Here is a 12,881-nt window from a genome sequence, read left to right on the forward strand (position 1 = left end):
TGATACCGTAATATTGAGAAAGTGTAAAACCTTAATTAATTATTTTCGTTTGAAAAGTGATGTGATTACTATTTTAAAGTTAAGAACAGATTTAATAGAGAAAGCTATTAAACTAACTCATATAAAAGAAGACACCAATGTTAGTAAACAGGAAATTGATATTGCATTTAATTTATATGAAGAGTTACAAAAAATAGATGAACCCAAGAAATTTAAATTTTATCCTTATAATGAAAAGCAAGCCAGTCAATTCTCACTATCTGATTTCTCGAAAGACCCTAAAATAATTCCTCGTTTGAGAAACTGGGTTTTAGAAGTGTTACCTATTATTGATTTGTATAACCAGGTTGGGAAATTACCCCTAACTAGGGAGAATGATGATTTTATAGAGTATCTTGAAGATTGCTTCAATACTTATATCTCTGGGTTAGAGAGCATCTGCAGTGCAACATTAGAAACAGTCATTACCAAAAAGGATTTGGAACTTGTAAGGGATTTGTGTAATGGGATTACTAATTCTTTAAAAGAATATTATAAAGGTTTTCCGTCAAAGGCTTTTAAAGAATTTCAGAGAGTTTTAATAAAAAACGTGTCTAAACCAAATCATTTCAATGATATAAAAACACTTCAAAACTTTGACAATGAATTCCTTTATAAAATGCGAGTCGGTACCGATCATGTATTTACAAGTAAAGAAATGTTTCATATTCCGTTAGAACTTCGGGGAATAGTTAGCACAAATAGATACAGTATTCCTGGATTACCATGTATCTATTTAGGAAGCTCACCTTTAACCTGCTGGGAAGAACTTAATAAACCGGATTTAAACACGGTTCAGACTTCAGTATTTAAATCAGATGATATAAGTTATATAGATTTATCTACACCACCTGTTGCTTTTATAGAGAAGATAATTAAGAAATTCGATGATTTCGGTACAATTATGAAAAAACGCTTATTTGCGGATATGTTAAATGAACCAAATGAAGTAATTTCTTATCTAATTATTTGGCCATTAATGGCAGCATGTTCTGTACGTGTAAAAAATACGACTAACACATTCAAACCAGAATATATTATCCCACAACTATTATTGCAATTTATAAGGTATGATGAATTTTTTGATGGCGTAAGTTACTTCTCAACTAAAGTGGATAACTATTCTGCTGCAACAGCCGTACTTTATAAAAATTTCGCTTTTCCAGTTCAGGATGGAGCAACTAAAGATCTTTGTCCAAAATTACTAAGTAAATTTGAGGTTTCCGATGCAGTACCGTGGAATATGTTTCAGTTATATAAGGATTCACATCATTGTCTCCCCAATGAGGAAGAGAAACGAGTTGAACATGAATTCATTAATGGAATGAGTTTATTATATTCTTCTACAGATTTTAGTAAGCTTGAAACTTTTTTACAGAATAAATTTTTATTAGAAAGATCTAATTGACATTAGTATAGAATGCGGGAAGGTATTCAATCTATAGATTCAAATGTTTAGGAGACTAAATGAATTTGTGATATATTTTTAAAGTAGTGCACAAGTGCAAAATCACAAAAAAGATCACCTATGAAATTTTGTAGGTGGTCTTTTCATGTTCGTTAAATAAACTTTGGATTCAATTAGGGGTACAGCCAGCATTTCGGAAAAAAACCACGCTAAGCAAATTTATATGAAAAAAGAGCCGTATTTTACTCCGTTAAGAGTAAATCGGCTCTTTTATATTCAAAGGGCGTAAGGATTGTAAACTTGTTGCATGTAATCCCTCAAACTTATATTCACCCAAGAAATTGATGTGTTCCCAACCTAAAGGCCATATATACGGCATTAAATCCTCTCGAAATTCGCCTGTATCTTTTAATTCTTCTACGGCTTTTTCCATATAGACCGTATTCCATACACTTATCGCATTAATAATAATATTAAGTGCACTGGCCCGTTGCAATTGATCTTGGAGGGCTCTTTCTCTAAACTCTCCGCTCTTTCCGAAAAATATAGCTCTGGCTAAGGCATTTGTGGCTTCGCCTTTATTTAAGCCTTTTTGTATTTTTCTCCTCACTGATTTACTCGAAATATAATCTAAGGTAAAGATCGTTTTTTCTATTCGACCCATTTCACCAAGGGCGGTCGCTAATTTATTTTGTCTTGCATAAGATCCAAGTTTCCCCATTATAAGTGAGCTAGATACTTTACCTGTTCTTACGGAGTATGCTAACCGTAAAACATCATTGTAATTTTCTTGAATAACCTTTAAATTAATTTTCCCTTTTAATAGTGACTGAACATTTGGATATTCTTGCACACCGTTAATAGTAAAAAGTTTTGTATCCATTAAGTCACGAATACGTGGTGCAAAGCGGAAGCCTAGAAGATGTGTTAATCCGAAAACTTGATCTGTATATCCGGCGGTATCTGTATAATGTTCTTCAATCATGAGGTCTGTTTCATGATGAAGTAAACCGTCAAGGACGTATAGTGCATCTCGGGCATTTGTATTAATTACTTTTAAATAGAAGGAAGCAAATTGATCACTTATAAACCTATAGATAGTTGCTCCTCTTCCTGTTCCATAATGCGGGTTTGAATCAGCATGTAAAGAGCGAACGCCAATAGGTACCCGCATTCCATCTGAAGACGATGTATTACCGTCTCCCCAATATGTTGCTAATTGTCGCCTGTGTTGAAAGTTAACTAGAACAGACTGAGCTCGAACCATAGCATCATCATACATTCTCCATTGTGCAGTGTTTGCCATTTGTCTATAAGAGATTCCAGGAGTAGCCTCTGCCATTTTTGTAAGACCAATATTTGTACCCATTGCCATCAGAGTTGCTAATACTACATTCTTCTCTTCTTTATCAGGAGATTTGTTCGTTGAAGCATGAATAAATTGCTCATGAAATCCAGTCCAGCTGGAAACTTCTAATAGTAAATCTGTGAGCTTTATTCTTGGTAACATATTATGTAGACGGATACTAAATGCTTTTGCTTCTTCTGGTGTCCCTTTATCTAACCTCTCCACATATAGCTTTCCTTGGCTGATATCAACACCTTCTAATTTTTCACTATTTTTTGATAACCAGTCCAAACGTTGGTTTAGCGAAGTAATCCTTTCTGTTAAGTACTCCTCGACCGTTAAAGGAACTGCCAAGTAATTTTCCGCATTTATTATGTTTCTCCAATCCTCTTCAGATATTAAGTAATCATCAAATGCCTTATGCTGTCTACTTCCTGAAACAAATACATCTCCTGATCTTATGTAATTTCGCAACTCTGTTAATGCTGCAAGTTCGTAATAATGTCGGTTAACATTCCCTTCGTCGTCATACACATGTTTTTGCCAGCGATTTGATACAAAATTCAAAGGTGCACTCATCGGTACTTTTCGCTTTCCGTTTATGTTTAAATCATGTATAGTATGAAGCGCTTGAAGTACTGGCTCTGCCGATTTAGTTGATCCAAACTGGAAGACCCTTAATAGGGTAGGCGCATACCGCCTGATATAAGAATATCTAGTCTCCAACAAATCTAAATAATCATAGCTTATAGGTCTTGATAACTGTTTGGCTTCCTCAACCGATTCCACCATTTTATCCCACGGCATAACGTCATCTAGAGCTGTAAAAGCATCTTTTCCTACTTCTTTCGCTTCAATAAGTGCTCCACATATCTTGATAAATTGTACAAGTTTTTCATTCAGTTTTTTACCATTTACTTTTTGCATCTCATCTTGTGCTTTTTTTCCTTTTAATTGAAGATTCATCATAATACGGTCGTGTATTTCAATTGCATAATCGATTAAATCTTGTGTAATTTCTAGCATAAAAGCAACTAAAATACTGTATCTTCTCACTTCATCAAACCTTCTAAAGGCATATGGTTCATATTTTGATCCTAATCTTGCAAGCTGCCGAAGGCGGTTGGAATTAATCTTGCTCGTATCAACTACAAGCCCTATATCTTTTACATATTCAAATCGCTCCACAACCTTGAGGAAAGACTCTGGTGATGGTTGAGAGGGAAGTTGTTTTAACCAAGCCAATGGCGAAATTCCATTATTTGTGGGTAGAAGTAAAGCATCTATTCTTTTCTTTTGCTCAGATGTTAAGTCATCATACAAAATACTGTATACTTTTTGATCTGCTTGCTGTTTGGCTTCCCAAACTATATTTTCAATTACATACATGGCAGGAAGAATAACTTTTGATTTCCGTAACATGGACAGTGCTATTTCAATTAAATGAAGTGAATTGCTGTTTTCCATAGCTTGTTGTGTGAGATGTTTCAACAGATTTTCTTCATGGCTAGAAGAAAAATTAGTGAAATTATACTCCTCACGAATTTCACTAAGATGCTCCCATAATGTGTTATTACGATTGGCATATTTAGAAAACCCTTCTGCAGGAATCTGTAGCTGTCTTGCGATATGCTTGATTACTGACATAGGAATATCGTTATACTCAGTTAAAGCCCATCCAGGATAACGAATTAATGCCAGTTGAAGAGCGAAACCTAAACGATTATATCCTCTACGATGCTTGAAGATTAAATGTAAGTCATGTTTAGAAAAGGTATGAAATGTTACCAAATCCCATTCTGTTAAACGTGATAAATCCATTAATTCATTTCGTTGTGCCTCCGACAGTAATTGTTTAACTCCCATTCTTTCTTTTTTCCTCTCTTTAAGAATTTATTTTTATTTTTTAGTTTAAATTGTTTAAAGTTATGGAGCGCAATGTTGTATATACGGTTAATAAAGATCTCTGCAGATGCTATAAGGGGACATGAGAATAGCCTTTATTATACAAATTATAGCATTTAACTAAGTATAATTTGATTAGTATATATCAAATGTAAAATCCCAGTCTTAATCCATAAAAAAAGAGCCCTATATCCCTTGGGCTCTACCATAAATTCGTATACAATAGTAGTCCTTCAAAACTAGTATTGTATGTATATAGTATTAATTTTTTTAAACTGCAGTAGATATAAATACAGAGTATACAGCACTTTGAGTAATTCCTGGAGTTATAAAAAGTGAGATAGCATCTGTCCTTGCAACTGGATTACCAGGTATTGTACTAGTCCATGTAACTGTTGCAGGGGCTACCACTGGATTAGGATTAAATACCTTTACAGGTTGTGCTCCAATATCAGTTGGTTTAATCGAAAACACTATAGTTCCAGTAATATTGGCTGTAAGTGTAAGCGTAATTGTAGAGACTATTTGACCAGCACCCGGTGAAGCTAGATTAGTAGGTACATTATCACATACTCGCAACAAATATACACCTGTACCTAAGTTATTTACATTTATAGAAGCAGAAAACGCAACAACACTACCAGCTCCTGCTGTTACATAAGGGAGCGTTTGTGAATCTGCACCAGGTGATCCTGCTATGCGCTGAAATCCCGCATTAGTACCACCAAAAAGGATAGCCTTTGTAGAAGTTGTTGCTGTAGCGCCAGTAGCTCCGGTAGGTCCTGTAGCTCCGGTAGGTCCTGTAGCTCCGGTAGGTCCTGTAGCTCCGGTAGGTCCTGTAGCTCCGGTAGGTCCTGTAGCTCCGGTAGGTCCTGTAACTCCCGTAGGACCAGTAGCTCCCGTAGGACCTGTAACTCCAGTAGGACCTGTAACTCCGGTAGAACCAGTGGCTCCTGTAGGACCAGTGGCTCCCGTAGGACCAGTAGCTCCCGTAGGACCTGTAACTCCAGTAGGTCCTGTAGAACCAGTTGTTCCGGTAGCTCCAGTAGGTCCTGTAATTCCCGTAGGACCTGTAACTCCGGTAGGTCCTGTAATTCCCGTAGGACCTGTATCTCCGGTAGGTCCTGTAGTTCCCGTAGAACCAGTGGCTCCGCTAGGACCGGTGGCTCCAGTAGGACCTGTAACTCCGGTAGAACCAGTGGCTCCCGTAGGACCAGTAGCTCCAGTAGGACCTGTAACTCCAGTAGGACCTGTAACTCCGGTAGAACCAGTGGCTCCAGTAGGACCAGTAGCTCCAGTGGGACCAGTAGCTCCGGTCGGACCGGTCGGTAGTGTAAATGGTGGAGTTGGCGGCAATGTAGGGCCTACAAGACTAGGATCAAACGCTGCAGCAGATATGAAATCAGCTTGGGCTAATTCGTTTGAATACTTTTTTTCATTCTCATCTGACATTATATACCTCCTTTCTCTTTAAAAAATTTATTTAATGTAGGGCTTGTACATACTATAAATTATAAAAGAAACAGTCTTTTCTAAAATAATTGAAAATATTCTTTGGATTTTCAAAGATTTATTTATTATTAATCAAGGTTAATCTCATTTGTATTTTATAAACAAATCCATTAAAAGAACTCTTACCAAAAACCAATATTTTTGTAACATTTCTCATCTTGCTTCTATTTCTATATTTATAAGGTTTTTTGAGTTGCAAAAAATAGTTACCAAAAGTATTACCAAATACCTTTACAATAAATGAACCTTCGGTACAATGTAAATATATGATTGTACAGGAGGAAGCAAATGATTATTGGTTATGCACGCGTATCTACTATCGATCAAAATTTAGATCGGCAAATCCATTCACTTACTGAATACGGATGTGAAAAAGTCATACAAGAGAAATTCACTGGAACGATTCGAGAAAGACAAGGTCTTATAAATTTGTTTGATGTGATAAGAAAAGGAGATACTGTTGTAGTTGAAAGTATCTCACGTTTAGGACGGAAAACATTAGATATCCTAAGTATTATCCAACAGTTCGAAGAAATAGGAGTTCAATTTGTATCATTGAAAGAGAATATGGATACAAGAACGCCTACAGGTAAGGCTATGTTGCAAATGATGTGTGTCATTGCAGAATTAGAAAGAAATTTAATTGCGGAACGAGTGAAAGAAGGATTAGAAGCAAGTAAGAAACGTGGAAAAAAATTAGGTAGACCCAAATTAGAAAAAGAAAAACTCTCAATTGCATTACGCATGTATGACAGTAAAGAATACTCTATTAAAGAAATTGTAGAAGGAACTGGTGTATCACAAGGTTCTCTTTATCGAGCAATTAATCAACGAAAACTCGAAGAAACACAGAGGTGACAAATCTCTGTGTTTTTACTTTGCGGTCTATGACTGCAACCCTGTCACTACCCCCATATTGGTGAAATAAAAGTGGGTTCAAGTCTTTAATTCAATACAAAAATGTCAATTCTATTATGGAATTGACATTTTTGTATTGAATGAGTAGCGTATTTTTGTCATATATAAGCAATGAAAATTGCATTGAATAGATAATAGCACAATTAGACATAAAGGGAAACTTAGATTTGTTTAGCATATAATTTTTGGAAAAACTAATTTGTTTTTATATTTGAAAGTATTACAAGCCTCGGCAAACATATAGATGGTTTTCATAAAACTCATGGTAAACCATTTCAATTTTCTTACTCAACGACTCCTGAATTTTCAATATTTACAATGTATTTCACTTTTACTGGTACTGTTTTATATATTTTGTTCCATTCTTTTAACTTAAATGATTTATAATGCTGTTTAAATTTAGAGCCTAAACCAAGTGGATCTACATTTAGATTTTGTAGTTTTTTTAGTAGCTTTTTACTATCTGTATTAAGTTGTTTTTCTATGTTCTTTGTTATTATCTCGAAATTCTTTTTATTTTCTAGACTTATTCTTTTTGAGACTTCTTGCAGACGAGCATCCACTTTAACTTGAATATAAAAAGATGGTTTTCCATTTTTAATCCGAACATGATAGGAAGGAGTGGAACGGATGTTGTTAATTAATACATAACCGCCGTGGCTTTTAAATTCTTGAGAGTTCAATCTATGTTTTTCAAGCAATCCTCTAAAAACAAACATCTCTTTTGGTTCCAATTTCCCTACATATGTTTCTTCATTGAAAAGAGCTAAACCTTGAATTTTTATTTTATCTTTTTGTTTTTTTAATATTGGCAGAAAATTATCTTGTCCTACTGTGTAATAGCGATTAGAGTTATGATGTAAATTATCATACGGTAATGAACCTGTTTCCATATTGTGTTCCAACAGATTTTTTATATAAATTGCAACATTAAAGTTATTTTGATATTTTCCAGAGAATAGATCATATCCATTACCTTCCAGTATCCCTAGATATATTGAGTGTCCTATACTACTATCTCGTAGAAGTGTATCATACGCTACCGCTATATCTTTTTTAGCTAATTTTTCTGTAAAAAGAGCAACACGTAATTGGCCAATGGCAAACGGCTGTGCAGATTCGAAAAAGGCATTTTCTCTTCCTTGTTTTACTGTGTTTGCAATATTCTCAAATACTTGAACTTTATGACCTTTTTGTTGAATAGGACAGACAATTGTTGCTTTTATTTTATCTTTTGTTGTATCGTATACAACGCCTTGAATTAATTGAACATCATCAATAAGAGACTTTTGCAAGCATCCTGTCATAAATATTAATGAAATACCAAATAGTATAATTTGTTTTGTGTAATTTTTTTCATATTCCCTCCATCCAGTCACAAATCAAATTGAAAAGTAACTCGTTGTAAGTTTTGGATTATATTGTATTAATTATTAAATTATAGGATTTGATTATTTATGATATTTTCCCATAATAATCACCATTATATGTATGTTTTTATTAAAACTACCAATAATAGCAATTATGTAAAAAGTAAACGAATACACGTATTTATCAAAAAATCCTAACCTTAATTATTTTCAAGATGGAAGAATCAAAAAAGGTATAGAGTATATACAGATAGATATGGAGATTTTAATGAACTCTCTTCAACTAGGACAAACATGTGAAATGTCCAACGCTTATGTAGGAAGGACTAATCGATAGCTTTTTATATAGCTTAAAGTAATTTTTAATCAAACTTTATCCTAAACCTACAGAAGAAACGCAACAGTAAAAAACTTTGCGTTTCTTTTTTATTGTTATATTTATTGGAAACTACTTTGCACTTCCCGGCACAGTTGCTCCTTCTCCCCCTAAAAGAAGGATTAGAAGCAAGTAAGAAACGTGGAAAAAGATTAGGTAGGCCTAAATTAGAAAAAGAAAAACTCTCAATTGCATTACGCATGTATGACAGTAAAGAATACTCTATTAAAGAAATTGTAGAAGGAACTGGTGTATCACAAGGTTCTTTTTATCGAGCAATTAATCAACCTCTAAGTTTTTCGATGCTCCCTTTACATATCCAAGAGCCAATTTACTCTTAACGGGGTAAAATACGGCTCTTTTCGCATATAAATTTGCTTAGCGTGGTTTTTTTCAAAAATGCTGGCGGTACCCCTTAAAGAGGGATAGCTCTTTTCTCGTATATATTTCTTTGTATTAGTGTAATCTAACTAAAAACTTACTGAAAAGGAAGTTTAATGGGTGAATTTGTTAAAGCTAGGGTTAGGCTACTCAAATTGATGGGACAAACAATTGGTATTGTAGGTGGTCATATAATTTGGGAATTGGTAGTGAATGCAATGATTATAAATCCGCTTTTATATAGTGCCACCTCGTAGTGATTAATATTTCAGTTGCTGCAGTTACTGTATTTTCACTTCCTCATATATAGCATCGTAATTCGGTATCGGATTTTAATTTTTGTGTTTTTGCTAATAGTGAATGATGTAGGATTACATGGGATTATTTTAGCTCTTATTGTACATATGATTCATTTTATAAATTTAAGATTGTTAGTGTTTTTTTACAACACCTATTGCTTCTTCACCTTAAAGGGATAGGAAGGAAGAAATTATTCGTCTCCCAAAATCGACGTTGAAAGAAAGACGAGAAGTTTGCAAATAATAGATTCTAAAATACGTTCAAGGGAACAAGATAGTGCAATGCAAACTTTATTTTTAAAAGGTTGGGTTGATATGAAGTTTGTTGAGCTAGTACCTTTCCAGTTTTTTATTTTATATAAAATGGAGGAATCGTTGGAGTGAAATACCTTTTTAAAATTATTATAGTTACGCTTTTAGTTGGATCTATCAGCGGTTGCTCCGAGTTAGTAGAAATAGAAGAAAGGGGATTTGTAGTAGGAGCTGCTTATGATATTGTGAAGGAAAAGCAATCAAATCCAATTATGAAAGGGACCTATCAAGTGGTACTCCCTCATGTGGCACAACAAGGTGGACAGGGTGATGGAGATAGTGGTAATTTTATTAATGTGAGTGCAAAGGCAGATAGCGTTTTTGAACAAATACAAATTATCGCTAAAAAAATCAGTCGTACATTGTTCTTCCCGCATATACAAGTAATTATTTTTTCTGAAGAGTTACTCTCGAATCCATATATTTTACAGAATACGTTAGATGTATATATTCGAGATCATGAAATGAGACGAAATATCCGTCTATTCGTTACTGAGGAAAATGCAGAAGCTGTATTGAATCAAAGTGCAAAACCTGAAAATTTACCGGCACAGTATATTGATATGTTAGCTGAACATCCTCCGAAAAACGCTCAAATGGTTGGGGCTGCAAGAATTGGTGATGTGCAGGAAAAGATTATTTCAAAACGAAGTTTTGTATTACCTATCTTAAAGTTAACAGAACAGGGGATACAAATGGGAGGGGCTGCACTGTTTCGTGGAAAAGATAACAAGTATATTGGAACGTTAAGCGGGGAACAAACAATGGGAATTAATTATATAATAGGCAGAAAAATAGGAGGTTTCTTTACCATACGTAAAAAAAATCAGCTTATTACATATGAAATTCATAAGTTGCACCGAAAAATAAAGATATTTACTGAAAATACCTTAAAACCGAAATTTGATATTCATTTATCCTTGGAGGGTACATTGGCTGAGTTGCACTTTAATGATCATAAAAGGGGTCTGAATGAAAAGCGTTTAGAGAAGGATATTTCGAGGGAAATGGAGAAGCGCATCCAAAAATCAATTAAGCTTGTTCAAAAAAAATATAAGGTAGATGTATTAGAACTAGGAGAAGTGTATAAGCGGCATAATTATAAAGAATGGAAAAAAATCAGTAAGAATTGGGATCAAGGAAAAAATTATTTTAGTGATGCCGAAATTACTGTTCATGTTCATCCGACTATTGAACATTCAGGTTCAGCTTTACCCAAGAGAGTAAAATAAAGTGATTTCTGCCTTTACGTATTAGACATTAACTGCACAATGTTATTAGTGGGAAGACAATAATGGGAAAAAATATCCCAAAGGGTAGTAGAAGCTGTTGAATTATATAATTATAAACAAACAGTGTCGCTCGAACAGATTAACTTTCCATGACAGAAACAACTGAGATAGTAATAGGCGCAGACCTATCAACATCCATTACAAAGGCAATACCCGTTACTAAAAGCACATCTTGCAAAATATTAAGTAAAGTAGTATTTCAAGTACAAAAAGGAAATGTAAAATGAAGATTCGTTGTTAGAGGGAGATTATATGAATTTTATTTGAGAATCATTTATTTTAATCTTGAGTGGTATTCTTTTATTACGAATAGCATGTAGAGAGTTTACTTCGCAGATGACATTAGCACAAGCTGTAGTAATGATTTCTATTGGTACAGTTATTGTACGACCTATAGTAGAAAAAAGTGTATTAAAGGCAATTGTAAGTTCATTTATATTTGTCATTTCAGTGGTTATTATAGAATATCTACAATTAAAATCTAATGCATTCCAGGAGTTTATTACTGGTAAGCGTAAAACAGTGATTAAAAATGGTATTTTAAATGTTTCTAACTTGAAGAAAATGCGTTTAACAGTAGGTCAATTAGAAATGACGTTACGTAACTAAGGAATTTCAAAGGTTAGAGATGTAAAAACAGCAACACTAGAACCCAATGGTCAATTAGAGTATGAATTAGAAGCGGATGCTAAGCCGTTAACAGTATGAGTCTTAAAAGGATTAATTTAACCCCAATTTTCAAATCAAAATATACTATCAGATAACCCAACAGACTTACAATCAAAAAATAATAATTCAAATATACTTCAAGAGAAGGATGTATAATCTGATTTTAAAAATCATGATTTGAAGTAAGAAATAAAAAATGCAGCTAGCGAAACCTAAATGCTCCCACAAACACTGCAACAAAGGACCACTTCACAAAGTATGTGTAAATACCAGTTTATACCACCCTAATCTTAAAAAAGTACCAGTTATAAATAAAAGATTTTTAAGTATCGTAAATGTTACTTTCATCTTATATACTCCTGTTAAAAAGTTTCTATAATAGAGCAGTCAGTAAAACTAATTTGACTTGTCATACATGCTTATCAGGCTAAGTTTAGGTTTTCTATGAACTATATAAAAATAGGTTGTTTTAAGTAAGTTATGTTGCGTTAGCAACTTAATTTGAATAGTTTTCCTCACTTTAATGCAACACAAATGACATTGTGTCGCATTAAACGACCTTATCGTTGTTCAAATCACTTATTTTCATGTCAGGATTTTAACGTGGGGGTTTTCAGAAGTGATGTCCCCTTCTATAAGTTTTATATAACAAAGAAAAAATCATCTACTTTCGTGGATACTTCATCGTATTTAATTAAATGAAAGTAAACCTTTGGGTAAAATTCAATTGGATTTTAACTAAATTTGTAATGAATTTCTCAATACAGATATACTGCCTAATTACGGGTATAATATTCAAAATTAACAAAAAGTAGGTTATGATATAAATATGATAGTTATCCTTTTGTTTACTCCTTGTGCTAAAGATAAGATTATGTTCCCTGATCTTATCTTTTTATTTTTGGATTTTAGATACAAAAAGGAACCTTTAATAGCTTAAAACTACCCTGTCACTAGGCTAGAAAGATGAAAAGCTTCAAATCCCGGTCTCTACGCAGCAGATTAAAGTAGTAAAAATTACTTGAAGGAAAACGCTTGGACGTAAATTAGAA

7 protein-coding genes and 3 pseudogenes are annotated in these 12,881 nt (G+C 33.8%); 7 read left to right on the plus strand and 3 right to left on the minus strand.

The window, feature by feature from the left end:
- The first annotated feature begins 13 nt into the window (after window positions 1-13).
- Window positions 14-1,447, plus strand: a complete 1,434-nt coding sequence (locus QCI47_RS29700; protein WP_002170405.1) for a hypothetical protein — start codon at window positions 14-16, stop codon at window positions 1,445-1,447.
- A gap of 250 nt (window positions 1,448-1,697) precedes the next feature.
- On the opposite strand, the gene QCI47_RS29705 is transcribed toward QCI47_RS29700, so the two are convergent.
- Window positions 1,698-4,661, minus strand: coding sequence for a Tn3 family transposase (locus tag QCI47_RS29705; protein ID WP_000538374.1), 2,964 nt, complete (start codon window positions 4,659-4,661; stop codon window positions 1,698-1,700).
- Window positions 4,662-4,970: 309 nt separating this feature from the next.
- Complete coding sequence (locus QCI47_RS29710) at window positions 4,971-6,152, minus strand: exosporium leader peptide-containing protein (RefSeq protein ID WP_001278806.1); 1,182 nt, start codon at window positions 6,150-6,152, stop codon at window positions 4,971-4,973.
- 348 nt (window positions 6,153-6,500) lie between these two features.
- On the opposite strand from QCI47_RS29710, the gene QCI47_RS29715 reads away from it, so the two are divergent.
- Complete coding sequence (locus tag QCI47_RS29715) at window positions 6,501-7,070, plus strand: recombinase family protein (protein WP_000583544.1); 570 nt, start codon at window positions 6,501-6,503, stop codon at window positions 7,068-7,070.
- Between the two features lie 344 nt (window positions 7,071-7,414).
- Here QCI47_RS29715 and QCI47_RS29720 read toward each other — a convergent pair whose 3' ends face one another.
- Entirely contained in the window at window positions 7,415-8,437 is a 1,023-nt protein-coding gene (locus tag QCI47_RS29720) for a Ger(x)C family spore germination protein (RefSeq protein ID WP_483299105.1), read from the minus strand.
- 230 nt (window positions 8,438-8,667) lie between these two features.
- On the opposite strand from QCI47_RS29720, the pseudogene QCI47_RS29725 reads away from it, so the two are divergent.
- The 5 genes and pseudogenes from QCI47_RS29725 to QCI47_RS29745 all read left to right on the plus strand — a co-directional run.
- A pseudogene (locus QCI47_RS29725) lies at window positions 8,668-8,834 on the plus strand (IS4 family transposase); the annotation flags it as partial.
- 152 nt (window positions 8,835-8,986) lie between these two features.
- Window positions 8,987-9,217 (plus strand): annotated as a pseudogene (locus QCI47_RS29730) (helix-turn-helix domain-containing protein); the annotation flags it as partial.
- Window positions 9,218-9,936: 719 nt separating this feature from the next.
- The gene (locus tag QCI47_RS29735; protein ID WP_000876124.1) at window positions 9,937-11,100 is read left to right on the plus strand and encodes a Ger(x)C family spore germination protein; all 1,164 of its coding nucleotides are present in this window, start codon (window positions 9,937-9,939) and stop codon (window positions 11,098-11,100) included.
- Between the two features lie 149 nt (window positions 11,101-11,249).
- Window positions 11,250-11,387, plus strand: coding sequence for a hypothetical protein (locus QCI47_RS29740; protein ID WP_012614910.1), 138 nt, complete (start codon window positions 11,250-11,252; stop codon window positions 11,385-11,387).
- Between the two features lie 133 nt (window positions 11,388-11,520).
- Window positions 11,521-11,868 (plus strand): annotated as a pseudogene (locus QCI47_RS29745) (DUF421 domain-containing protein).
- Window positions 11,869-12,881 lie beyond the last annotated feature (1,013 nt).

Source organism: Bacillus cereus group sp. RP29, from assembly GCF_040459765.1.
Lineage (GTDB): Bacteria > Bacillota > Bacilli > Bacillales > Bacillaceae_G > Bacillus_A > Bacillus_A paranthracis.